Origin of the sequence: uncultured Clostridium sp. (assembly GCF_947039605.1) — a bacterium.
In the GTDB taxonomy this organism is placed as follows: Bacteria; Bacillota; Clostridia; order Clostridiales; family Clostridiaceae; genus Sarcina.
In genome coordinates this window covers 163,185-187,628 of record NZ_CAMQZG010000001.1, presented here as the reverse complement: position 1 = coordinate 187,628, position 24,444 = coordinate 163,185, and the positions used below count along the sequence as shown (strand labels likewise).

Below are 24,444 nucleotides of genomic sequence, written 5' to 3'. Positions count from 1 at the left end.
TAATTAATGCAAATCAATTTTAGGGGGATTTTTAAATGTTAAGGTCAATGTATTCAGGAATATCAGGTATGAAGGTCAATCAAACAAAATTAGATGTTATAGGTAATAATATTGCTAACCTTGGAACTACAGGGTTCAAGGCATCAACAGTTAAGTTTCAAGATATGCTATCACAGAATATGGCAGATGCCACAGCACCAACTGCAAGTCAAGGGGGAGTAAACTCACAGCAAGTAGGTCTAGGAGTTCAGCTTGCAAGTATTGATACAGTTATGACTCAAGGAATGCTTCAACCTACAGGGAGAAATCTTGACTTAGCACTAGATGGCGGTGGATTCTTTATGGTAAGTAAAGGACCAGAAGTTTTTGAAAATGATGATTTACAAGTAAGTCATAAGCCAGGTTCACATACACTTTCTTCAAATGATAGTGGAAGTGAAATGATGTATACAAGAGCTGGTACATTTATTTTAGACCAAGCTGGAAATCTTTTAACATCTGATGGTTATAGAGTAATGGGATACCCTGTAACAAATGATGATAATGCAGTGGCGCCAACAGGGAATTCTCCAGAGGCAGTAAAACTAAGAGAACTTGACATAAGATTTGGCCCAGGGTCACAACTTAATGGATATAAAGTAGAGCTTGGAGCTGTAGGGCCTGGGACTGTGACGGATGCGATTGTTGATAAAGAAAGCAAAGTAATAAAAATTAGTGGTGATTTTTCAAAAGGTTCTACTATAGAAGTAGATGCCATTGAAAATGCTGCAAATAAAGCACTTTCAACTGCTGGAATATCACAAAGAATGAATGTTTTTGGCAAAATTCCAGAGTTTAATAATTTAGGAAGCGATAGAGTTGAAGGGGGTTCAGATGCAACCTCACCAAATTCAGTATCACTTATGGGAATGACATTTACATTCACAGAGGGTTCTGATTTTAATGGATATACATTTAAAATAGGAGATATTCAAGCAGATAAAGCAAGTGCAGATTTTGATGAAGATCAAAAAGTTGTTACTATAAATGCTAACTTCTTAGATGCATCTGCAATAGATAAAAATATGATACTAGATGCAGTAAATGCAGCACTTCCAAAAAGTTTTAATCAAACTGTAGAAGTTATAGGAAACCCAGCACAAATTCCAGGGATTAAAAGTGAAGTTGATGGTGGAGAAAATGGAAAGCAACCATCTAATGTTGTAGATGATAATGATAAAGTTTTGATAGGATTTGATAAGGATATTTTATCAGAAAATATGGGAGCATTAAATGGTTATAAGTTTGTAGTGAGTAAAGGTGATAAATTTGAAACTGATATAAATAGAAATGAAAAAACTATTACGATTGATTATAAAGATGCAGCAACAGATGAAGCTCAGGTTCTTGAGAATATAAAAAAGTGGTTCCCAGATGTAGCTGTAAATGAAATTAATTTAGATGGTTTTGGTGGGAAAACTTACAGTGTAAAAGAGGGAGCTAATAAGACTGCACCAGAGCAAATAGAAGTTGGTGGATTTAGCATAAAGTTCCCTAAAGGTGAAGAATTAAATGGAATTAACTTTGAGATCGTAGATATTGAAGGTAGTGTAGATGATACAGAAATAATTTCGAAAAATGGAAAAATAGAAACTATTAGAATATCTGGAAACTTCCTTGATAGTGGAATGTTAGACTCAGATACATTAGAAAATAAAATAAATGATTTATTAAAAACAGAATTAAATAATCCGAATTTTGAAGGTGTTACTATCTCAGGTAGAGCTAAGATTGATATGGATTCTGAGTCAGAAATGATTGATGGTGGAGCAGAGTTTAGATCACCAGAAAATCAATCAGTATTTGGATTCGATTTTGCTTTTGACGAAGGTGCAGCTTTAAATGGATACAAAGTAGTGATGGGAGATATTTCTCAGAACACAGCAATAGATGCAAAAATATCTGAAACAGATAAAACTATTGTGCTAAGTGGAGATTTTACGAATGTAGGTAATAATGCAGCAAGATCGGTAACTAATGTTATAAACAAAGCTTTAGAGGCAAAAGGTATAAATCAAGGAGTTACAGTTTCAGGAGAACCACAAAATATGGGAGTTACGGACACTGAAGACATAATAGGTGGGACACCAGTACAAAGTTTAACAGAAGATGGAATTATTAATTTTGTTGATGGTACACAAAATGTTAAAGCTTATGATGAAGGTCTTAAAACTTTAAAAATTCCAGATACAGTTAGAATGCCAGGAAGTGATGTAGAACTTAGAGTTAAATCATTTAATATTGACCAACAAGGTGTTATAAATTGTATTTTAGAAGATGGTTCAGTTGCAGCAGTAGGTCAACTTGCTATAGCTAACTTTAAAAACCCAGAGGGTCTTTCAAAAATGGGTGGAAATCTTTATTCACAATCAGCTAACTCAGGTGATGCTACTATTAGAAGTGGAGTTGGGACAACAGGTGAGGATAACTCAAAGGGATATGCATCGACTATTCAAGGAATGGTAGAGATGTCAAATGTTGATTTAGCAGAGCAATTCACAGATATGATAACAACTACTAGAGCTTTCCAAGCAAGTGGAAAGATAATTAATACAGGTGATGAGATACTACAGGATATAATAAACCTTAAAAGATAATTAATATCTTATTATCAGATAATTTTTAATTTTGCTATAGGGAGTTTAAAACTCCCTAGTAGTATAAAGAGAGGGAAAAGGATGATTATATTAACAGCTTTAAATAATAAAGAATTTTATTTAAATCCAGACCATATAGAGAAGATGGAATCGGTGCCAGAAACTGTGTTAACTCTTAGTAATGGTAAGAAATATATAGTTACAGAATCAATTGATGAAGTAATTGATTTAATTGTTAGGTTCAAGAAAAGAATTTTTAAGGGTGATTTTTAATTTAGGAGGAGTATCAGATGAAAAAATCAGATGCACTTACCTTTGTCGGTGTAATACTTGGTGTAGGAATGATAGTTTGGGGGATGATGGGAGAGTCTGGTCTGGGAATATTCTGGGACATGCAATCTCTAGCAATAACTATAGGGGGATCATTTGCAGCACTTTTAATTACTTATTCAATTAATGATATTAAATCAATAGGTAAATTATTTGGGCAAAGTACAAAAGAGATTACAACTTCAGGGGAAGAACTTATTGCTAAGTTTTCTATTATATCAACAAAAGCTAGAAAAGAAGGACTTTTATCATTAGAAGAAGAAGTAAATTCTTTGGAAGATTTATATATGAAAAAAGGACTTCAAATGGTTGTAGATGGAGTTGATGGGGAAACAATTCAAGAAATATTAGAACTAGAAATAGAGCAAATGGAAGCAAGACATAAAAAAGGAGTTGCCCTTTTTAGAACTTGGGGAGAGTATGCACCAGCTTTTGGTATGGTAGGTACCCTTTTAGGTCTTATAAAAATGCTTTCAAACCTTGGTGGAGATGCATCTGCAATAGCAGAAGGGATGTCTATTTCGCTTATAACAACATTTTATGGTTCAGTTTTTGCTAACTTAGTATTTTTGCCAATAGCAAATAACCTAGACTTAAAAAGTAAAAAAGAAGTTTCAGGAAGAGAAATGATGCTAGAGGGGATACTTTCAATACAAGCAGGAGTTAACCCAAGAGTTGTTGAAGAAAAATTAATTACATATCTTACACCAACAGAGAAGCTTGCTTATTTAAATAGAAGTAAGAAAGTGGAAGAAGGGGATATTGATTAATGGCTAGAAAGAGAAGAAAAAAAAGTGAAGAGCCTCAAGCAAGTGGTGGGTGGCTTGCAAGTTTTGCAGATACTATGACCCTTCTTATGACTTTTTTTGTACTTCTATATTCAATGGCAGAGGTTGATTCTGAAAAGATTAAGCAAATGTCAGTAGCATTTCAAGAAGTGTTTCAAGGGCAAAGTGCAGATTCTATACATGAATTTGATTTGCATGATGGAGAAGTGCCTATTGTAGGTGGAGAAACTGAATTAGAAACTCCAACAATTCCAAATGAGTCAGAAGAAGATTATACATATGAAGAGTTAAAGCGATATATAGAAGAAAATAAATTAGAGAGTAGTATTACGCTTGAAAGAACAAAAGATGGGATAATGTTACAACTTGGAGAAAATGTCTTATTTAAGTCTGGTGAATCAAAATTTAGTAATACAGCAATATTAGATAAAATTTCGGAAGTAATATTAAAAACAACAGGGGATGTTGAAATTGAAGGTCATACAGATAATATTCCTTTAAATAGAAATGGACAAAGTAACTGGGAACTTTCAGTAGAGAGGTCAGTAAATGTTGTTAGATATTTTATAGAGGGTAAGAAAGTAGAAGCTAGTAGATTATCAGCAGTAGGTTATGGAGAGTATAAGCCAATAGCTGATAATAGTACACCACAGGGCAGAGGTGCTAACCGACGAGTATCGGTATTATTTGTATCTTCAGATGATTAATTTTTTGAGGGAGGGATTAATTTGGCTAAAGATAAAAATGGAGATAAAAAATCAAGCGGAATGACTACTAAAAAAATGATGCTTATAGGTAGTGTATTTCTTATTTTAACATTTGTGATTACTTTTATGAGTGTATCATTTATGATGAATAAAAATAGTGATAAAGCAGGAGATAAAGTAGTTAAGGAAGCTGAAAAAATTATAGAAACAGAACATCTTCCACTTGGTGAGGATTTTATAGTAAATCTTGCTGAGGTTGGTACTAAGCGATATATAAAAGCAAATGTAACAGTTGCTTATAATATTGAAGATGAAAAGTTTATAGAAGAATTAGATAAAAATATAGTTGTGTTAAGGGATGCAACTATAACTTATTTAAAAGGAAGAACAGAAGAACAATTAAAAGATTTAGATGGACTAAAAAATGAGCTTGTAAAAGAGCTTAACAAACAGTTAAAGGTAGACTCTACAATAGTAGATGCTTACTTCCAAAGCTTTTTAATTCAATAATATACACAAGAGGAGAGGCAGCATGGGATTTACAGAATACTTCTTTTTTATATTTAAGTTAGTATTTTTTTCAGCAGGGCTACTATTAATATTAGTAGTTTTGCTAAGAAAAACTAAAGAGAAAATGGATAAGTTATCAAGTGGAAAGTATGTAAAGATAATTGAAAAAACACAAATAAGCAAAACAGAGGCTATTTATGTTTTTAAAATGGGGGAAGAAGGAAGTGTTGTTCTCTCATCTGTTAAAGGTATGGAAAAAGTAAAAGATTTATCAAAGGAAGAAATTCTAGAGATAGAGAATCAAAAAGAAAAGTTCAATGAAGAGATGACAGTAAAATGTAATAACGGAATTGATGGGCTTAAAAAGAGTACAGGAAAATTTTTAGTGAAATTTAAGAGGTAGAATGATGAAGAAGAAAAAGTATTTTATGGTTTTAGCATTTAGTTTATTAGCTATTATTTTATTTAATAGCCAAAGGGTATCAGCACAGGAGGCTAGTATAAATATTTCTTTAGGGGATAGCCCAAAAGAATATGTTGGAAGCCTTAAACTTATGATGGTATTAACAATGCTTACTTTACTTCCATCATTCTTAATAATGATGAGTTGTTTCACAAGAATAGCAGTTGTTTTATCATTCTTTAAAAGTGCAATAGGGGCACAACAAGCAATACCTAGTCAGGTTTTAGTAGGACTTGCACTTTTTACAACTATATTTGTAATGGCACCAGTTGTCACAGATATAAATGAAAATGCGTTAAAGCCTTATATGAATAATGAGATTACACAGGAAGTTGCGATAGAAAAAGGGACAGCACCTATAAGAAGTTTCATGCTTAAAGAAACAAGAAAAAAAGATTTAGAACTTTTTGTAGATATGTCAAAAATGGATAAAACAAATTTAACAAGAGAAAATGTTCCGTTAACTGTTGTAGTTCCAGCTTTTATTATAAGTGAACTTAAAACAGCATTTGAAATAGGATTTTTAATTTATCTTCCATTCTTAGTTATAGATATGGTTGTAGCAAGTGTTCTGATGTCTATGGGGATGATGATGTTACCTCCAGTTATGATATCACTGCCTTTTAAGTTGCTTTTATTTGTAATGGTAGATGGATGGCATTTATTAATAAAATCTTTAGTTTTAAGTTTTATATGATAGGAGGTAGGAAAAATGACAGATACTATGCTTATAGGGATTATAAAAGAAGCAATGATAGTTGCATTAAAAGTTGCAGGTCCATTTTTAGCAGTAGGACTTATTATAGGCCTTATAATAAGCATTTTCCAAGCAACAACACAAATTCAAGAACAGACATTAACTTTTGTTCCAAAACTTTTAGGAATGGGAGCAATAGGACTCTTTCTTGGAACTTGGATGCTTCATACAGTAGTTAATTTTACTCAGGAAATATTTACAATTATATCAACTATAGCAAACTAGGGGGAGAAAGATGGATGTTTCAATTATCATAGCTCTTATTTTTATACTTGTAAGAATATCAGCATTTATCATGGTAACACCAATATTTTTTCCACCATCAGTGCCAAAGCAAGTTAAGGCTGGTTTTTCTATAATAGTAGCATTATTTTTAGCTATAAATATGGAGAATGTGCCAGTTACAGAAATGCCAAATGATTTAACTTTAGTTTTATCAATATTTAATGAAGCTTTTTCAGGTGTGATGCTAGGTCTTGCAGTAGGGATGTGGTTTTACTTTATAAAAATGGCAGGTAGTTTTTTAGATATGCAAATGGGTCTTGCTATGCTAAGTATGTTTGATCCTAATACTAAAAGTAATTCTACAATGCTTGCAAATATAAGTCACTGGGTAGCTATTATTATTTTCTTTATAGTAGATGGACATCATATGCTAATAAGAATGTTTAGCAAAAGTGTTGAAATTATCCCACTTGGTCATAATATATTAAGCCAAGATACTATGGGTGTGATGATAGAAGCTTTTATAAATTATTTTGTACTAGGTTTAAGAATATCAATTCCTCTAGTATTACTTATAATAATATCTGATGTTGTTATGGGATTAATATCTAGAAGTGTACCACAACTTAATATTATGATTCTTGGGATGCCAATTAAGATTATGGTTGGACTTGCAAGTTTTATAATATCATTACCGATTATCATAAAGCTTATAGTTTCTGGTTTTAATGTAATTCCAGAGGTTATAGAAAAATTATTTACACTTATACCAGTATTATTTATTTTTTCAGAAGAAAAGACTGAGGAGGCAACTCCAAAGAAAAAGTCTGATTCTAAGAAAAAAGGACAAGTTCCTAGAAGTAAGGAAATTGGTACAGTACTTAGTCTTGGGACAATATTATTAATTATAATATCGCTTGGATCATATATAGTAAATAATTTAAAAAGTGTATTGATACATTATTTTTCGACTGATTTTCAAATAACTTTAACTGAAAATGAAATAAATAATATATTTGTAACATCTGCTATGAAATTTGCTGAGGTATTTCTACCAATAGCAATTCCAATAATGATTGTGGGGGTTGCAGCAAGTATTATGCAGACTGGATTTATAAATAGCACAGAGGGATTAAAGCCATCACTTAGCAAAATAAATCCTATAAAGGGAATGAAGAATATGTTTTCAGGCAAGAAACTTGTTGATTTAGTTAAAAATCTTGTTCTTGTAGGATGTCTTGGATATGTAGGTTTTGGTTTTGTATCAGAAAATTATGAGCGAATAATGAAACTTGGGGGATTATATTTTCCAAGTTTTGGAGTAGAGTTTCAATCACTTTTGGTTGGTATTTTCTCAAAGATTCTTTTGGTTCTTGTAGTTGTGGCTGCTGCTGATTATTTTATGCAGTGGAAAATGCACAATAAAGATATGAAAATGTCTAAGCAAGAGGTTAAAGAGGAATCAAAACAATCAGAGGGTGACCCTCATGTAAAAGGGAAAAGAAAGCAAAAGCAAAGAGAAATGGCAATGAATAGAATGATGCAAGCGGTTCCAGATGCTACTGTGATTATAACAAACCCAACACATTTAGCGCTTGCAATAAAATATGAGCAAGGTGAAAATGCAAAGGCACCAAAGATTATAGCAAAGGGTGCAGATAATATTGCTCTTAAAATAAAAGAAATTGCAAAAGAAAATAAAATTCCAATTATAGAAGATAGACCACTTGCAAGACTTATGTATGAGACTGTTGAGGTAGATCAAGAGATTCCACCAGATATGTATAAGGCAGTAGCAGAAATACTTGCAGTAATATATAAACTTGATAAATAAAATCACTAAGGGAAAGGAGAGGGAAAACTTTGGATTTAAAAAAATTTAGTTTTAAGGCTAATCTTGATGTAATAATTGCGTTTGGAGTTATAGGAATAGTTCTTATGATTATTATTCCATTACCACCAGCCTTGCTTGATGTTATGTTAGCACTTAACATAACAATTTCAGTGGTTATAGCACTTATTACTATGTTTACAACAAATGTTTTACAATTATCAGTATTTCCAACGTTATTACTTATAACGACATTATTTAGACTTGGTCTTAATATATCATCAACAAGACTTATTTTAAGTGAAGGAGAAGCTGGTAGTATTATAGCAGCCTTTGGAGATTTTGTTATAGGTGGAAATTATGTAGTCGGAATAATTATATTTTTAATTATAGTAATTATTCAGTTTATGGTTATTACAGCTGGGGCGGGAAGAGTTTCAGAGGTTGCAGCAAGATTTACGCTTGATGCTATGCCAGGTAAGCAGATGAGTATAGATGCAGATTTAAACTCAGGTCTGATTAATGAGGATGATGCAAAAACAAGAAGACGAGATTTACAACTTGAAGCAGATTTTTATGGGGCTATGGATGGTGCATCGAAGTTTGTAAAAGGAGATGCGGTTGCAGGTATTATAGTAACGGTAATTAATATTGTTGCAGGAATAATAATTGGAGTTTCGATGCTTGGAATGGAATTTGGACAAGCAGCGAGTACATATGTGAATTTAACAGTTGGGGATGGTCTTGTAAGTCAGATACCAGCACTTTTAATTTCAACAGCATCTGGTATTTTAGTTACAAGGTCAGGTTCATCAGAAAATTTTGGTACAGTTTTAACAAAACAACTTACAGCTTTTCCAATTGCACTTGCGATAGCATCATTTTTAATGTTTGCATTAGCGATTGTTCCAGGGATGCCAAAAATGCCATTTTTAATTCTTGGAGTTGCAACAGGGGCTTGTGCTTATTTTGTTCATAAGGATGAGGTTAAAAAAGAAGAAGATGAGATAGTTAAAGAAGTTGAAGAAAGTCAGCAAGAAGAAAGAAAAGAGCCTGAGAATGTTATGAATCTTATAGCAGTAGAGGCATTAGAAGTTGAAATAGGATATGGTTTAATTCCATTAGCTGATGATTCATCAGGTGGAGATTTACTTCAAAGAATTGCATCTGTTAGACGGCAGTGTGCAATTGAAATGGGGATTGTAGTTCAACCTATAAGAATAAGAGATAATCTTCAACTTAAAACTAATGAGTATGTTATAAAGCTGAGAGGTACTGTAATTTCTAGTTCAGAGATTATGCCAGGGATGATTTTATGCATGGATCCAACAGGTGAAGGTGGACCTATAGAGGGGATTAAAACTATAGAACCTACTTTTGGACTTCCAGCATTTTGGATAAATAATAGTCAAAGAGAAGATGCAGAAATAAGAGGGCTTACAGTAGTTGACCCAACGACTGTTATGGTTACTCATCTTACAGAAACTATTAAGTCACATTCATATGAGCTTTTAGGAAGACAGGAAGTTAAATTAATAGTTGATAATACTAGGGAGAAATATAGTGCGGTTGTAGAAGAACTTGTACCTGACCTTCTGAGTATAGGGGAGCTTCAAAAAGTTCTACAGAATCTTCTAAGAGAGAAAGTACCAATTAAAGATATGGTTACTATAATGGAATCTCTTGCAGATAATGCAAGAAATACAAGAGATATAGAAGTTTTAACTGAGTATGTTAGGTTTGCATTATCAAGAACTATTTGTAATCAGATAGTTGATGAAGAAAGAGCTATAACAGTGGTTACTTTAGATGGGCAAATAGAAGAGCTAGTAGCTTCTAAAACTCAAAAATCTACACAGGGTTCATTCCCAGCTATAGATCCAGATACAAGTACACAAATATATAATGCATTAAAAGAAAAGGTAGAAACAGTGTACTTCCATAATAATCAACCGGTAGTGTTAGTTTCTCCAAATATAAGAGCTTCATTTAGAAGATTTATAGAGATGATTTTCCCGCATGTGATGGTTATTTCACTTAATGAAATACCAAATGACGTTCAAATTAAGGCAGAAGGGGTTGTTGGTGTCTAGATGGTTATTAAAAAATATTTAGTTTCTAATATGAATGAGGCTATGAGAAGAATAAGACAGGACCTTGGAGTAGAAGCAATAATAATATCAGAGAGAAAAGTTAGACAGGTAGGCATAAAAGGGCTTTTTGGAAAAAAAATGATAGAAGTTACAGCAGCGAGGGATAATAAAAAAAAGAAAGAAGTAAGTAAATTTAAAGAAACTAAATCAGAAGATGCAGTTTTGTCAGTTCTTAAAGCTGCAATGTCAAAAAATATGATTGATACTAAGTCGGAAGAAATTAGTAAAATATATGAACCTCCTAAAAGAGAGGAAGTAAGTAGTGAACTTCATGATGAGGTTAGAGAAATGAAAGCAATTTTAAATAAGATTGCAAAGAATCAGGATGAAGGGTTAAAGAAAAGTTTGAGGGATGAAGATGTTCTAGATGAGATTATAGAAAAAGTATTTGATGGGACATCAAGTGATGAGGTTGCAAAAGAGAGGATTTCTAAAATTATAAAAGAGGAAAACTCAGGTTTTGAGGGGATAACAGTTTTAGTAGGACCAACAGGGGTTGGAAAAACTACTACTATAGCAAAACTTGCAGGTAGGTTATCACTTATTGAAAATAAAAAAGTTGGGCTTATAACAGTAGATACTTATAGAATAGGTGCTGTAGAGCAGCTTAAAACATATGCTCAAATAATGAATATACCTTTTGAGGTTGTTATTAATATTCAAGAAATGGAAGTGGCTATTAAAAATATGAAAGATTGTGATGTAATTCTTATTGATACAACGGGTAGAAGTAGTAAGAATATAATGCAAATTTCAGAGCTTCGAGCATTTGTTGAAAAAGCAAATGCGGATAATATAAGTTTGGTTGTTTCAGCTACAACTAAAAATAAGGATTTGAAATTAATAATAGATGCCTATAAGCAGTTAAAGTACAAGGATATTATCGTAACTAAAATTGATGAAACAGCTTCAAATGGAACAATACTTAATATAGCTCATCTTAGTGAGAAGGCTATTAGGTATATAACTACTGGTCAAGGAGTTCCAAATGATATAGAAAATTGTTCAAGCAAAAAAATTATAAGTGAGATTTTAGGGGAGACATCGGTATGTTAGATCAGGCACAGGCACTTAGGAATTTAGTTAGGGCAAAGGAAAAAACATCTGATATTTCAGAGATAAGAAAAGCAAGGGTAATAACAATTACTTCTGGAAAAGGTGGAGTTGGAAAAAGTAATATAGTTGTTAATTTAGGTATAACACTTGGGAAACAAGGAAAAAAGGTTCTTATATTTGATGCAGATATAGGGATGGGAAATGATGATATAATACTTGGAGTTTATCCAAAATATAATGTTTATGATGTAATTCAAGGAACTGTAACAATAAAGGATGCGATAATTGATACAGGGCAGGGAGTTAGTCTTTTATCAGCAGGTTCAGGACTTAACAAAATTGATGAATTATCACAGGGAAAAAGAGATAGATTTATAAATGCACTTACAGGGTTATCAGATTATGATTATATTTTGATGGATACAGGAGCGGGGGTTAGTAGAACTGTCCTAGGATTTATAGCTGCAAGTGATGAAGTTCTTTTAGTGACTACACCAGAACCAACATCTTTAACTGATGCTTATAGTCTAATAAAGGCGGTAAAGCATTTTGATCTTAAAGAAAAAGCAAAAGTGATAATAAATAGAAGTTTTACAGAAGAGGAAGCAAAGGAGACTTATAATAAATTTAAAAATGTTGCTGATAAGTTTATTTCATTTGATTTAGAATATATAGGGTTTATATTTGATGACAGAAAGCTTGTAGAGTCTGTAAGGAAGCAAAAGCCGGTGGCGATAGCATATCCAAATTCTGATTCGGCTAAATGTCTTAGAAAAATTTCGGATTTAATAATAGGTGAAAAGATAGATAACTCAATTGGGGCAGAAGGGTTCTTCAAAAAGTTATTTAAGATATTTTCTTAAGGGGGATTTATAAAGTGGATAAGTTAAGGGTCAATGATAGGGTTGAAGTAGAAATAGATGGAGTAATTTATAAAAGTAAAATTCAAAGTTTAGATGATAATAAAATATACATAGATATACCATTACATAATAATGAGTACCTTGTTTTACACGAGGGGGATGATATAAAAATAATGACATATGCAAAAGAACTTGTTGTATATGAATTATCATCTAGGGTACTTGGGCGTGGAAAAGATGGTAACGTAAAAGTTTATGAACTTGGTGAAGCTTATGAGGTTAAGAAGATACAAAGAAGAGATTATGTAAGAGTAAATATTACTAGAGTTATAAAATGTGAGAGTGAAAATTCTAATTTTGATGCACTTCTTTTAGATTTAAGTGGTGGTGGAGTTAGGCTTAAAAGCTCAAAAGAGCTAAAAGTAGGCGATGAGATAATTGTTAGTATAAGAAATAATGAGAAGATAGTTAAGGCAAAAGGTAAAGTTATTAGGATTGAGGATAGTACAAATTCTAAGTTTAATGTTATAGGGGTACAGTTTGTAGATATTCACAATAAAGAGAGAGAAGCTATTATAAAAATAGTATTTGAGATTATGAGAAAGCAGATGGAACTTATCTAAGGGGGGAAATTAGATGATTGCACAGGTTGAAGTGGTAAATAATGAGGTTGTTATTGTAGAAAAATATATTCCGTTAGTAAAACATATAGCAGGAAAAGTTATACTTGGGAAAAGTAAATACATAGAGTATGAGGATTTAGTTGGGTATGGGATGCTTGGGCTTATGGATGCATATAAAAAATTTAAGCCAGAGAAAGGTATGAAGTTTTCAACTTACGCATCTATAAGGATAAAAGGTTCAATGATTGATGAGATGAGAAGAAGTAGTCCGATATCTAAAGGTGCTATGGATAAGCTTAATAAATATAATCAGGCTATGGATGCGTTGCAAAGAAGGTTACTAAGAGAACCAACAACACAAGAAATAGGAATAGAACTTGGGATTAATAATAAAGGTGTTTCAGAAATAGAGAGATATATAAATTATATATCAATGATGTCACTTGATAGTATGATTTATTCAGATGATGATTTTTCTATTACACATATTTTAGAGGATGAATCAAGCCCTAGACCAGAGATTATTGTGGAAGCAAATGAAGAAATAGATATTTTAGCTAAGTGTTTAGATAAGTTAAATGAAAAAGACAAACTTGTTTTAAATTTATATTATTATGAAGAGCTTACATTAAAATCAATAGGACAAATTTTAATTGTTTCAGAATCAAGAGTTTGTCAGTTACATGCAAGGGCTATTGTTAATTTAAGAAAAGTTATGAAAGAAGAAAAATACATTTAAGTAGGTGGACATATGATTATATATTTAGTTGTAATTTCAGCAATTTTAATAATTTTTAATATAAGAGCAAGACAGAAAGAAAAGCCAGATGGCTTTTCTGCTATCTTGAAGAATCAGGAAGAAACAGTTACAGATACAACGGTAGAAATGTTAAAGATTAGAAAAGATTTAAGTGAGACAATTGTAGAACTTCAAAGAGAGATAGTAGATTTAAAGGAAGAGGTAAATTATTTAAAGTTTAAAATGAAAGAAGATAAAGAGGAAGTAGCAAAATTTAGCATAAATACTTTAGCTACAAATCAATATGTGAAAGCATCTGAGAGTGAAAAAAATGCTTATAATAAAAATTTAAATAAAGAAAATAAAGAAAAATCTGAAGTAGAAAAACATAATACCGATAATAAGAAAGAAAATGAAAATTTACTCAAAATTGAAGAAATAAAAAATTTAATAAGCAATGGTTTATCAGATGATGATATATGCAAAAAACTTAGTATTGGTAAGGGGGAATTACTATTAATAAAAGGATTATACAACTAGGAAAAAAAATAATAGATGCTTTATCAGATAGAAAATTACTTCTTGGGATTGGAATAGGAATTCTAATTGGCTCAATATCTATGCTTTTTAGTGGGTATGAAAGTCAGATATCTAAAGGAAAGATAGAACAAGAGGCTAAGGTTTATGGTATGCATTATGATGATGAGTGTAAAGTTATTTTTAGTGGGGATGTGAAGTAGATGATAAGAGGATTATATACAGCTGTTTCAGGGATGGTAACTTTAGAGGCAAAACAGGCTTCTATAACAAATAATCTTGCAAATATAAATACTACAGGGTATAAGGCAGAAGAACTTATATTAAAGTCATTTGATGAGGTTATGCTGCAAAATAAAGATAATAAGCAAAATCAAAAGAGAGATATTGGTGGAATTAGTCTTGGTGTAGAAATAGATGGGACTTATAAAAGAAAAGACCAAGGGATTATGAGTACAACAGATAATACAACAGATTTTGCAATTGATGGTGAAGGGTATTTTGTATTTGAAGGTATGAATGAATATAATTATTCAAGAAATGGAAACTTTAAAGTTGGGACAAATGGATATATGTTTAATTCAAATGGTCAAAGGGTTATGGGGGAGAATATAAGAACTGGAGAATTTGAACCTATATTTGTTGGTAATGATGATTTTAGAATGAATACTAATAATGAAATTAGCGTTAATGGAAAGCCAGCGGAATATAGAATTTTAACAGCAAAGTTTGATGAGGATAAGCAGCCAAATTTTGATGAAAGAGTTTATATAGCGCAGGGAAATACAGAAAAATCAAATGTAAATTTAGTTGATGAAATGGCAAATATGATAGGTGTAATGAGAGCTTTTGAAACTAATCAAAAAATTGTTCAGACTATGGATGAGGTTCTTGGAAAAGCAGCAAACGAAATTGGGGCAGTAAGATAGTAAGGAGGAAGTTTTATGAATAGGATATTATGGAATGGACAGAGTGCTATGAATGCCAATCAAATAAGGCTTGATGCAATATCAAATAATATAGCTAATATGGCAACAACAGGGTATAAAAGAGTAGATATTAAATTTAATGAAGCAATGAGTGAAAATTTAGATAGAAGAGGAATGCCAAAAACGGAAAGAGTAGCTCATATAGGGACAGGAGTTATTGCAGGTGGTACTTCAAAAGAATTTTATCAAGGTGTTTTAATGGAAACAGGTCTTGCAACAGATTTAGCTTTAGAAGGGCGAAGTATGTTTAAGGTAGTAGGAAGTAATGGACAAGAATTATATACAAGAGCTGGTTCATTTACTCTTAATTTAGAGGGTGATATAGTAGACTCAGCGGGAAATATGCTAGAAGTTGAATATACAGATGAGTATTTAGACTTAAAAAGAAATGGAAGTTTAAGTTTGCAAAAAGGAAATTTTCAAATAACACAGGATGGTGAAATTCAGCTTCTAAATGATAAAAAAACTATAAATGTAGGAAAGATTCCATTATATTCAGCAGAAGGAACAGACCCATATATTTCAGTAGGTTCAAATATGTTTGTGCCAAAGGCTGGAGCAGTAATGATGGAAACTAGAGATACTATTATGCATCAAGGACTTTTAGAGGCTTCAAATGTAGATATAGGACAGGAATTTTCAGATATGATAATGACACAAAGAGCATTCCAACTAGGTTCAAAAAGCATAACAACTGCTGATGAAATGTGGGGAATGGTTAATAATCTTAGATCGAAGTAGAAGTACGCATAGTGCTTCTTTTTTCTTGATTGCAAAATTATATAATAAAAAAAGGATGCACTATTTTGTGCATCCTTTAAATATTATCTTTTTGAAATTGCGTTTGTAAGGTTTGGTACAACTTGTTTCTTTCTTGATAATACTCCAGGAAGGAAAGCAGTATTTTCTAAAAGTTTAACTCCAAATGCTTCTTCAGCGATTGCAGGGTCTACACCAGCAACTAACATTTGTGAACCTTCTTCGATTATATCTGTAAGAAGAATCATCATCATTTCAGCACCAAGATCACTAGCTTTGTCTGTCATGTGATCAAGCATTTCTTCTTTTAATGTATTCATAAATCCTTCGATATCCATTGTGTTAACCTGTGCAACTCCAACTTTTTTACCATGAATTACGAATGGTTTAAAATCTTGGCTAAAGATTTCTTCTACTGATTTACCTTTTAATGAAGTACCAGCTTTAAGTAAATCTTTTCCGTAAGTATAAGCATCAATTCCAGCCATTTCAGCAAGTCTTAAAGCTATAACTTTATCTTCAGGTGTACAAGTTGGTGATTTAAATATTAATGTATCTGAAAGTATTGCAGAACACATTAATCCAGCAGCTTGTTTTGAAGGCTTAATTCCATTTTCAAAGAATCTTTTAGCTACGATAGTTGAAGTACATCCAACAGGTTCTGATCTAAAGTATAGAGGAGAACTTGTTTGTATATCAGCAACTCTGTGGTGATCAAGAATCTCAAGAATATCAGCTTCTTCGATACCATCAACAGCCTGACCTCTCTCATTGTGGTCAACTTGGATAAGCTTTTTCTTTTTGTTTGAAATTAAGTGATATCTAGCAACCATTCCAATAAGTTCCCCATCATTATTGATTACTGGGTAACTACTGTGTCTTGATTGACTCATGATATTTTTAGCTTCATCAACTAACTCATCACTAGCTATTGTTATTATATTTTCTTTTGTCATAACATACTCTACAGGTATACTTTGAACAATAAGTCTGCTTGTTGTGAATGAATCATAGTTTGTAGAAATTACTGTGATATTGCTTTTTTTAGCAAGTTCAATAAGTTCTTCAGAAATCTTATGACCACCAGCAATAATTATTAATGATGCTTTTTGAGCTATAAGAGCTTCAACAGCATCAATTCTATCACCTGATATAGCAATATCGCCTTCTTCAATAAATGAAGCAAGTGATTCAGCTTGCATTGCAGCAACTGTTATTTTACCAGTAAATACTTTAGTTTCTGACTCTGTTAAAATTTCAGCTGAAAGTGTTTCAACTATATTTGCAAGAGTAGTTTTACTTTTAGCAATTATTTGGCTATCCCATATATCCATGTAAGTAGCTGTGATATTTGATGTAGCTACAATACCAGCAAGTTTACTATCACCGTTTGATATAGGCATTGTTTTTGTATTTTTTTCTTTCATTAGTGTCCAAGCTTTTCTTATTGAAGTTTGAGGATCTATTGGGCTTATTGCATCGATATCTAAATCTTCAACTTTAAGTCTAACAGTATCTATAAACATAGGTGCTTCTACATTAAAGTAGTCAAGCGCATATTGAGTTTCTGGGCTTACATTTCCAAGTCTTACTGGTACAGCAGGTATGCTTTGAGTTTTATTTTTAAACTCAGCATATGAAAGTGCTGAACAGATTGAGTCACTATCAGGATTTCTATGTCCTGAAATATAAATTACATCTTTCATAAAAAAATCTCCTTTAATACTATCTATATAAATTTTTGGTTTTATCAAATTTATTTCTAAATTATATTTTAATGGTTGTAGCATAAAATGTAAAGTTTTAAGGGGAATAACTTAATATTAGCAGTTCTAAATATTAGTATACATAACATATATTTGAATGAAGTTTTAAAAATATAGGAGGGGAAGATTTGGAGGCAGAAAAACTAGTTTCAAGAGGGTTATCAAGTTCAGAGGCAAGAAAAAGACAAGAACAGTATGGATTAAATGAAATAACAAGGACTAATAAAATATCAGCATTTAAAATATTTTTTGCACAATTTAATGATTTTATAACATGGGTACTTATAGGAGCTACTATAATATCAGGGCTTATGGGGGATATAGCAGATGCTATAACAATATGTGTGATAGTAGTTCTTAATGCAGTTTTAGGATTCATACAAGAGTTTAGAACAGAAAAATCATTAGATGCACTAAAAGCTATGGCAGCACCAACTTGTAAAGTTATTAGAGATGGAAATGTAAAAGTAATTGCTACAAGTGAAATTACTTTAGGTGATTTAGTTGTTTTAGAGTCAGGTGATAGAATTCCAGCTGATGGTGAAATTATTGAGGCTACTAATTTAATGATTGACGAGTCATTGCTTACAGGAGAGTCAGTTGGAGTCAATAAAAGTGATGCTAGAGGAAATAACACACTTTTCATGGGAACAACTATTTTAAAAGGAAAAGCAACTTTGAGAGTTAATTCTATTGCTATGGATACAGAGATGGGTAAAATAGCAAATATGCTTGATAACATAGAGTCAGAAAAGTCACCTTTAAAGGAAAGACTTGAAGGGCTTGGAAAAGTACTTGTAGTAATATGTTTAGCAGTTTGTGCTTTAGTTACGCTTATTGGAGTTTTAAGAGGAAATCCTATTGGAGATATGTTTCTTCTTGGAGTGAGTCTTGCAGTAGCAGCTATTCCAGAGGGGCTTACAGCAATAGTTACCGTAGCATTAGCACTTGGAGTTTCAAGAATGCTTAAAAGAAAAGCACTTGTTAGAAAACTTCCAGCTGTAGAAACTTTAGGTTGTACTTCGGTTATTTGTAGTGATAAAACTGGTACATTAACTCAAAATAAGATGACTGTTAAAGAAGTATTTGTTGATGGAAAGTTTTATAAAATAGATGAAATGGAAGTGCCAAAGAATGGGAAGCTTTTAAAAAGTTTTGTATATTGTAATGATTGTAATTATGATTTTTCTAAAAAAGATATAGAAAAAGCATTGCATGGTGACCCAACAGAAACAGCACTTATCAAATTATATTTTAAAGATGTACCTCTTCTTGAAGCAACAATGTCAAATGTTCAAAGAGTTTTTGATATTCCGTTTGATTCAGGAAGAAAAATGATGTCTGTAATTATAAGAGAGTCTGGTAAAGAAATCGCATATGTAAAAGGTGCACCTGAGAGAGTTGTAAATAAGTGTACGCATATTTTAGAGAATGGTGGAGTAAGAGAACTTACACCTCAAAAGAAGCAAACAATAATTGATTCTATGGATAATATGAGTAAAAGAGCTTTAAGATGCATTGCAGGTGCTTATAAAGAAAATGGAGTTAAAAGAGATGAAAGTGTAGAAGAAAATCTTATATTTGTTGGACTTGTAGGGATTATAGACCCACCAAGACCAGAAGTTAAAGATGCAGTTCTAAGATGCAAAATGGCAGGGATTAAGCCAGTTATGATAACTGGAGATCACAGAAATACAGCTTATGCGATAGGAAAAAGCCTTGGTATTGTTAATACAGAAAATCAAGTTTTAACAGGGGAAGAACTTGAAAGGTTAAGTGATTCAGACCTTAGAAAACAAATTGATAATGTAAGAATATTTGCAAGAGTTAGCCCTGCACATAAACTTAGAATTGTTAAGGCATTTAAGAAAAAAGGTAATATAGTTGCCATGACTGGGGACGGGGTTAATGATGCTCCTGCTATAAAGGAAGCTGATATTGGAATTGCTATGGGGATTTCAGGAACTGATGTTACAAAAGAGGCATCATCTATGATTCTTATGGATGATAACTTTGAAACAATAGTTTCAGCAGTGGAAGAGGGAAGAACTATTTATGATAATATCAGAAAGTTTATAAGATATCTTTTATCTTGTAACCTTGGGGAAGTTTTAACTATGTTCTTAGCAACTTTATTTGCACTTCCATCACCAATGCTACCTATACAGATATTATTTGTAAATCTTGCAACTGATGGACTTCCAGCTATTGCACTTGGAGTTGACCCAGGTGACCCTGATATAATGAGTCAAAAGCCTAGAGAGAAAAATGAGAGTATATTTGCTAGAGGGCTTAAAGAAAAGATAATGGTAAGAGGAGCTTTAATAGGTCTTTGCACACTTTTATCATTCTTAGTTGGTATGTACTATGGATTTGATATAGACACTTGCAGAACAATGGCTTTATCAACGCTTGTAATGTCACAGCTTATTCATGTATTTGAGTGTAGATCTGAGAGACATTCTATATTTGAAATAAAATTATTTACTAATCCATACTTAGTTGGGGCAGTAGCTATTTCAATGCTAATGCTTTGTGGGATTTTATATATTCCATTCTTTGCGGGTATATTCCATACAGTACCTCTTGGAATAAAGCATTGGTTATTTGTAGTATTCTTCTCATCTATAATAGCTTTAGTAAATAGTGTGTTCTTATTAATTAAAGTAAAAAAATAATATAAGATGAAAAAAGCCGTTTCTAAATTAATAGAAGCGGCTTTTGAATTATCTCATTCTTGGTGTTTGTTGTCTTTGCTTTTTCATTTGAGAATGATCTACAGGAATTAAGTCTTGCTTAGTTGTTAAGTTAAGTAAGTTACTTATTTCTATATATTCCTTATTATCTTTCACTGACTTTAAACCTTGTACTACAACATTATTACCTTGTCTTATTGATAAGAATGTAGGTTTTTTGAACCATCTATTCTTTTTATAAATACATTTAGAAACAACTTTACTTCTTTCAGGTCTAACCATTAGAGTAACAGTTATCTTGTTGAATATTCCTAAGATAGTTTTTTCTTCTACTTTAGCAGATAAAACATTTCCTTGGAATTGAGTTAATCTATCTCCATACTTTTTTAAGTAAGAATCTGTGTAATATTTAGATATTTTGTCTTTAAATCCCATATATAATACTCCTTTTCAATACAATAAAAATTATGATTCCATTTTTTTATAAATTATATATAGATTATTATAACATAAGGAGAAAATTTATAAAACTGCTTTTACATAAGTAATCAGGCTACAAAGGTATATATTTTATTAATAAAATGTACAGAAATATAAGAAGAAACGAACAAATCCACATAAACTTCGCAAAGTGTAGACGATTTACATTATCTATTTTATAATGGAGATAGAGTTTTTACCAAGTAGGAGGAATAAACAATGGATAAACAACAATTAGCATCAATGATAGACCACACAGTCTTAAAAGCAGACGCAACAAGAGGTGATGTGGAGAAAATATGTAGCGAGGCAGCAGAATACAAATTTGCTTCAGTTTGCATAAATCCAGGCAATGTAGAGCTAGCAGCTAAGTTATTAGAAGGTAGCGACGTTAAGGTTTGTACAGTAATAGGATTCCCTTTAGGAGCTAGCACAAGTGAAGTTAAAGCATTTGAAACTAAAGATGCAATAGCTAAAGGTGCTCATGAAGTAGATATGGTAATAAATATTGGAAGATTAAAAGATAAAGATTATGAATATGTAAGAAATGATATAAAAGCAGTTGTTGAAGCAGCAAAAGATAAAGCTTTAACAAAAGTTATAATAGAAACATGCTTATTAACTGATGAGGAAAAAGTTAAAGCTTGCGAGCTTGCAAAAGAAGCAGGAGCTGATTTTGTTAAAACTTCAACAGGGTTCTCAACAGGTGGGGCTACACCAGAAGATATTAAATTAATGAGAGAAACAGTAGGGCCAAATCTTGGAGTTAAAGCTTCAGGTGGGGTTAGATGTTTCAAGGATGCAGAGGCTGTAATAGCTAATGGAGCTACAAGAATAGGAGCTTCAGCATCAATAATAATATGTGAGGGTGGAGTTTCAACTTCAAACTACTAAAATAAATAATAGAGAACTTCCTTAGAATTCTAGGGAGGTTCTTTTTTTGTGTGTAAAAAATGTCGAAAAGAAAATTTAGAAAAGTTTCTATAAAAGAATAGCTAAATTACAGGTATAAGAATATTAATATAATATATTACTTTAGAGGAGGGAGCTGCTCTAATAAATTAACTTATTAATAATAGGATTAATTTGTCGAGTAGAATTTTTATGAAAAGAGAGTTAACTCCAAGGGAAATAATTTATAATAATAGTTTTGTAGTAGATGAATCTGTTATGGGAACAAAGTCTTCATTTGAGAATAATAAAGTTTATCAAACTATTGAGGAGGCTCTTAGCATAGATAAAGATGGATTTCATATTTATCTAGTTGATAGTTTCTCAAATAAAAAATTAAAAGAAGTAGTTACACAGATAGATGAGTTTATGAAGGATAAGGAAAAACCAAAAGATATTTGCTATGTTACTTTAGATGATCATAGAGAACCTAAAGCTCTTGTGATTAAAAATTCATATGGCGTAAAAATTAAAAGTTACTTAGAAAAAATAATAGCTCTTTATACAGAAAAAATTTATGCGTTTTATAATTCTGATATTAATGATGAAAAAGAACAAATAATAACAACTGTAGGTAGGCTTAGAAATGATTATATTGAAGAGATAATCGAAGCAGCAAAAGAAGAAGGATTTGAACTTAAGGTAACCACAGTTGGGATAACTTTTATTCCAATAGAGGATGCAGATGAAGAGAAAGAGGAGTTGTTAGAAGATCCAGAAATGACAGAGAAAATAACAAAACTAAGAGATAGTGCAGAAGAAATATTAGAAAAACTAAAAGATATGGAAGAGGATTCAATTGATAAGTTAAGAGTACTTTTAAGAACTTATTTAGTTGAAGAAAGTGAGCATATCAAAGAAGATATAATAGAAGAGTTTGATAAGAAAAACGATGAGGGAATAATAAAGGCAAAAGAATATCTTTTAGATGTTTGTGAGAATATTGAAGATAATTTTATTGAAATATATTCTATGTCATATGAGGATGATGAGGAAAAGTTTGCAGAAATCTTAGGTAGATATGTTGTTAATGTCTTAGTTGATAATAGTAAAGTAAATAGACCTAAAGTTTTATTTGAGGAAGATCCATCAATTAGTAATCTTTTTGGTGTGATAGAGTATGAAAGTGTAAATGGTGCATATTCAACAAATGTTTCACTTATAAAAGCAGGTTCGCTTTTAGAGGCAAATGAAGGGTGCATTATAATGAGATTAAATTCACTTCTTTTACACCCTAATGGATATTATTATCTAAGAAGAGCACTTCTTAATAACAAGGTGAGCTTAGATTATGATAGAGGGGCATATCTTGACCTTTTATCTTTAAATGGTTTAAAACCAGAGCCAATTCCTATAAATCTCAAGGTTATTTTAATTGGTGATTACTCTAGTTATGATCTTTTATATAATAATGATGAAGATTTTGCAAATATTTTTGGAGTAAGAGCAGAGGTTCAATCAATTATTGATATAGAAGAATCAGCAAAAATTGAATTTTTTAAGCATGTAAAAAGTTTAGTATATTCAGGTGAGATTTTTGAACTTACAGATAAAGCTATAAATGAACTTGGAAAATATCTTGCAAGAAAATCAGGGTGTAGAAATAGAATTTTGTGGGATATAGATGAAGTCGAAAAAATATTGATACTTGCAAATAATAATGCAAAAAGATTAAAGAGAAAACTTATAAAAGCACAGGATATAATTGATGTTGCATATAAACCATCAACATTAGAGATAGAATATCAAAAAATGTATAAGGATAATAAAATTCTTATAAATGTAAAAGATGAGATTATTGGAAGTATAAATGCTTTATCAGTAATAGATGCTGGCTATTTAAGTTTTGGAAAGCCTATAAGAATTACTTGCGTTGCATATAAAGGAACGGGAAAAATAATTGATACTCAAAGAGAAAGTAATATGAGTGGTGCTATTCATAGCAAGTCTATAAATATTTTAAAAGGCTTTTTAAATAATTATTTGGATAGTTATAAAGCTACACCTGTTGATTTTCATTTGAGCTTTGAACAACTTTATGGCGGTCTTGATGGAGATAGTGCATCAGTTGCAGAGGTGATTGCAATGATTTCTTCACTTAGTAAAATTCCTATAAAGCAAACTATGGCTGTAACTGGCTCTTTAAATCAGTTTGGAGAAGTTCAAGCTATTGGTGGTGTGAATGAGAAGATAGAAGGTTTCTTTAAAACTTGCGATATAATGGACACTCATATTGGGAAGGGAGTTATAATTCCTGATAGTAATAAGAATGAACTTATTTTAAGCAAGGAGGTTGAAACTGCTATTACAAATGGTGAGTTCCATATTTATACTATGAAAAATATAAATGATGCCATTGATGCACTTATGATAGCAGGGGATAAAACTTTAGAGGATGTGGCAGGTGCTATAACTTCAGAACTAGAGAAGTATAAGTAAATATTTAAAAAGACACCTAAATTTTAATCACATAAAATTTAGGTGTCTTTTTTATCTTCACGTATAATATATGCAGAAATATTTAATATTATGTTGACCCATAAAAATAAATATGGTAAAATATGTAAAAGTAATTACTTAGTTTT

At 31.5% G+C, this 24,444-nt stretch carries 22 protein-coding genes; 20 read left to right on the top strand and 2 right to left on the bottom strand.

The features are described from left to right. The first annotated feature begins 35 nt into the window (after positions 1-35). The 17 genes from Q0V24_RS00890 to Q0V24_RS00810 all read left to right on the top strand — a co-directional run bounded on the left by Q0V24_RS00890 (position 36) and on the right by Q0V24_RS00810 (position 15,948). Positions 36-2,636, top strand: coding sequence for a flagellar hook-basal body complex protein (locus Q0V24_RS00890; RefSeq protein WP_297517594.1), 2,601 nt, complete (start codon positions 36-38; stop codon positions 2,634-2,636). Positions 2,637-2,717: 81 nt separating this feature from the next. Further along, entirely contained in the window at positions 2,718-2,909 is a 192-nt protein-coding gene (locus Q0V24_RS00885) for a flagellar FlbD family protein (protein WP_297517593.1), read from the top strand. A gap of 17 nt (positions 2,910-2,926) precedes the next feature. Further along, the gene (locus Q0V24_RS00880) at positions 2,927-3,736 is read left to right on the top strand and encodes a motility protein A (RefSeq protein ID WP_297517591.1); all 810 of its coding nucleotides are present in this window, start codon (positions 2,927-2,929) and stop codon (positions 3,734-3,736) included. Continuing rightward, positions 3,736-4,461 carry a flagellar motor protein MotB gene (locus Q0V24_RS00875; protein WP_297517589.1) on the top strand — a complete coding sequence of 242 codons (726 nt, stop codon included), beginning with the start codon at positions 3,736-3,738 and terminating at the stop codon, positions 4,459-4,461. The genes Q0V24_RS00880 and Q0V24_RS00875 overlap by 1 nt, the downstream gene beginning before the upstream one ends. 21 nt (positions 4,462-4,482) lie before the next feature. After that, a complete protein-coding gene (locus Q0V24_RS00870) occupies positions 4,483-4,971 on the top strand; it encodes a flagellar basal body-associated protein FliL (protein ID WP_297517587.1) in 489 nt (162 codons plus the stop codon). A gap of 22 nt (positions 4,972-4,993) precedes the next feature. Next, positions 4,994-5,374: a hypothetical protein gene (locus Q0V24_RS00865; RefSeq protein WP_297517585.1), complete on the top strand. Its 381-nt coding sequence runs from the start codon at positions 4,994-4,996 to the stop codon at positions 5,372-5,374. 4 nt (positions 5,375-5,378) lie between these two features. Beyond that, on the top strand, positions 5,379-6,131 hold the full coding sequence (fliP, locus tag Q0V24_RS00860; RefSeq protein ID WP_297517888.1) for a flagellar type III secretion system pore protein FliP: 753 nt from the start codon (positions 5,379-5,381) through the stop codon (positions 6,129-6,131). 15 nt (positions 6,132-6,146) lie between these two features. Further along, complete coding sequence (gene fliQ, locus Q0V24_RS00855; RefSeq protein WP_297517583.1) at positions 6,147-6,416, top strand: flagellar biosynthesis protein FliQ; 270 nt, start codon at positions 6,147-6,149, stop codon at positions 6,414-6,416. 10 nt (positions 6,417-6,426) lie between these two features. Then, positions 6,427-8,250 (top strand): fused FliR family export protein/FlhB family type III secretion system protein, encoded by a 1,824-nt coding sequence (locus Q0V24_RS00850; RefSeq protein ID WP_297517582.1) that lies wholly within the window; start codon positions 6,427-6,429, stop codon positions 8,248-8,250. Positions 8,251-8,279: 29 nt separating this feature from the next. Next, positions 8,280-10,340: a flagellar biosynthesis protein FlhA gene (flhA, locus tag Q0V24_RS00845; RefSeq protein ID WP_297517581.1), complete on the top strand. Its 2,061-nt coding sequence runs from the start codon at positions 8,280-8,282 to the stop codon at positions 10,338-10,340. After that, positions 10,341-11,456: a flagellar biosynthesis protein FlhF gene (flhF, locus tag Q0V24_RS00840; RefSeq protein WP_297517579.1), complete on the top strand. Its 1,116-nt coding sequence runs from the start codon at positions 10,341-10,343 to the stop codon at positions 11,454-11,456. It begins immediately after the preceding gene. Then, a complete protein-coding gene (locus tag Q0V24_RS00835) occupies positions 11,450-12,319 on the top strand; it encodes a MinD/ParA family protein (RefSeq protein WP_297517577.1) in 870 nt (289 codons plus the stop codon). Before flhF ends, Q0V24_RS00835 begins: the two co-directional genes overlap by 7 nt. A gap of 14 nt (positions 12,320-12,333) precedes the next feature. After that, positions 12,334-12,942 (top strand): PilZ domain-containing protein, encoded by a 609-nt coding sequence (locus Q0V24_RS00830; RefSeq protein ID WP_297517575.1) that lies wholly within the window; start codon positions 12,334-12,336, stop codon positions 12,940-12,942. Positions 12,943-12,955: 13 nt separating this feature from the next. Next, complete coding sequence (locus Q0V24_RS00825) at positions 12,956-13,681, top strand: FliA/WhiG family RNA polymerase sigma factor (RefSeq protein ID WP_297517573.1); 726 nt, start codon at positions 12,956-12,958, stop codon at positions 13,679-13,681. A gap of 12 nt (positions 13,682-13,693) precedes the next feature. Then, positions 13,694-14,221: a hypothetical protein gene (locus Q0V24_RS00820; protein ID WP_297517572.1), complete on the top strand. Its 528-nt coding sequence runs from the start codon at positions 13,694-13,696 to the stop codon at positions 14,219-14,221. A 200-nt stretch (positions 14,222-14,421) separates the two neighbouring features. Beyond that, entirely contained in the window at positions 14,422-15,147 is a 726-nt protein-coding gene (locus Q0V24_RS00815) for a flagellar hook-basal body complex protein (protein ID WP_297517570.1), read from the top strand. Between the two features lie 15 nt (positions 15,148-15,162). Beyond that, positions 15,163-15,948, top strand: coding sequence for a flagellar hook-basal body complex protein (locus tag Q0V24_RS00810; RefSeq protein WP_297517569.1), 786 nt, complete (start codon positions 15,163-15,165; stop codon positions 15,946-15,948). Between the two features lie 83 nt (positions 15,949-16,031). On the opposite strand, the gene Q0V24_RS00805 is transcribed toward Q0V24_RS00810, so the two are convergent. Next, positions 16,032-17,672, bottom strand: coding sequence for a putative manganese-dependent inorganic diphosphatase (locus tag Q0V24_RS00805; RefSeq protein WP_297517567.1), 1,641 nt, complete (start codon positions 17,670-17,672; stop codon positions 16,032-16,034). Between the two features lie 188 nt (positions 17,673-17,860). Between Q0V24_RS00805 and Q0V24_RS00800 the strand changes: the two genes are divergently transcribed. Next, positions 17,861-20,410, top strand: coding sequence for a calcium-translocating P-type ATPase, PMCA-type (locus tag Q0V24_RS00800; protein ID WP_297517565.1), 2,550 nt, complete (start codon positions 17,861-17,863; stop codon positions 20,408-20,410). 48 nt (positions 20,411-20,458) lie between these two features. Here Q0V24_RS00800 and Q0V24_RS00795 read toward each other — a convergent pair whose 3' ends face one another. Next, entirely contained in the window at positions 20,459-20,863 is a 405-nt protein-coding gene (locus Q0V24_RS00795) for a hypothetical protein (RefSeq protein WP_297517563.1), read from the bottom strand. Between the two features lie 264 nt (positions 20,864-21,127). Here Q0V24_RS00795 and deoC point away from each other — a divergent pair, with 264 nt between their 5' ends. Together deoC and Q0V24_RS00785 are read left to right on the top strand one after the other, a co-directional pair. Continuing rightward, positions 21,128-21,802, top strand: coding sequence for a deoxyribose-phosphate aldolase (gene deoC, locus Q0V24_RS00790; RefSeq protein ID WP_297517561.1), 675 nt, complete (start codon positions 21,128-21,130; stop codon positions 21,800-21,802). A gap of 210 nt (positions 21,803-22,012) precedes the next feature. Next, on the top strand, positions 22,013-24,298 hold the full coding sequence (locus Q0V24_RS00785; protein WP_297517559.1) for an AAA family ATPase: 2,286 nt from the start codon (positions 22,013-22,015) through the stop codon (positions 24,296-24,298). Positions 24,299-24,444 lie beyond the last annotated feature (146 nt).

What these genes read in the sequence shown, in the direction of transcription:
- Q0V24_RS00890 (WP_297517594.1), top strand. Translation starts at nt 36, where the DNA reads ATGTTAAGGTCAATGTATTCAGGAATATCAGGTATGAAGGTCAATCAA.
- Q0V24_RS00850 (WP_297517582.1), top strand. Translation starts at nt 6,427, where the DNA reads ATGGATGTTTCAATTATCATAGCTCTTATTTTTATACTTGTAAGAATA.
- Q0V24_RS00865 (WP_297517585.1), top strand. Translation starts at nt 4,994, where the DNA reads ATGGGATTTACAGAATACTTCTTTTTTATATTTAAGTTAGTATTTTTT.
- Q0V24_RS00805 (WP_297517567.1), bottom strand. Translation starts at nt 17,672, where the DNA reads ATGAAAGATGTAATTTATATTTCAGGACATAGAAATCCTGATAGTGAC.
- Q0V24_RS00810 (WP_297517569.1), top strand. Translation starts at nt 15,163, where the DNA reads ATGAATAGGATATTATGGAATGGACAGAGTGCTATGAATGCCAATCAA.
- fliP (WP_297517888.1), top strand. Translation starts at nt 5,379, where the DNA reads ATGAAGAAGAAAAAGTATTTTATGGTTTTAGCATTTAGTTTATTAGCT.
- flhF (WP_297517579.1), top strand. Translation starts at nt 10,341, where the DNA reads ATGGTTATTAAAAAATATTTAGTTTCTAATATGAATGAGGCTATGAGA.
- Q0V24_RS00820 (WP_297517572.1), top strand. Translation starts at nt 13,694, where the DNA reads ATGATTATATATTTAGTTGTAATTTCAGCAATTTTAATAATTTTTAAT.
- Q0V24_RS00785 (WP_297517559.1), top strand. Translation starts at nt 22,013, where the DNA reads ATGAAAAGAGAGTTAACTCCAAGGGAAATAATTTATAATAATAGTTTT.
- Q0V24_RS00795 (WP_297517563.1), bottom strand. Translation starts at nt 20,863, where the DNA reads ATGGGATTTAAAGACAAAATATCTAAATATTACACAGATTCTTACTTA.
- fliQ (WP_297517583.1), top strand. Translation starts at nt 6,147, where the DNA reads ATGACAGATACTATGCTTATAGGGATTATAAAAGAAGCAATGATAGTT.
- Q0V24_RS00825 (WP_297517573.1), top strand. Translation starts at nt 12,956, where the DNA reads ATGATTGCACAGGTTGAAGTGGTAAATAATGAGGTTGTTATTGTAGAA.
- deoC (WP_297517561.1), top strand. Translation starts at nt 21,128, where the DNA reads ATGGATAAACAACAATTAGCATCAATGATAGACCACACAGTCTTAAAA.
- Q0V24_RS00835 (WP_297517577.1), top strand. Translation starts at nt 11,450, where the DNA reads ATGTTAGATCAGGCACAGGCACTTAGGAATTTAGTTAGGGCAAAGGAA.
- Q0V24_RS00885 (WP_297517593.1), top strand. Translation starts at nt 2,718, where the DNA reads ATGATTATATTAACAGCTTTAAATAATAAAGAATTTTATTTAAATCCA.
- Q0V24_RS00880 (WP_297517591.1), top strand. Translation starts at nt 2,927, where the DNA reads ATGAAAAAATCAGATGCACTTACCTTTGTCGGTGTAATACTTGGTGTA.
- Q0V24_RS00875 (WP_297517589.1), top strand. Translation starts at nt 3,736, where the DNA reads ATGGCTAGAAAGAGAAGAAAAAAAAGTGAAGAGCCTCAAGCAAGTGGT.
- Q0V24_RS00815 (WP_297517570.1), top strand. Translation starts at nt 14,422, where the DNA reads ATGATAAGAGGATTATATACAGCTGTTTCAGGGATGGTAACTTTAGAG.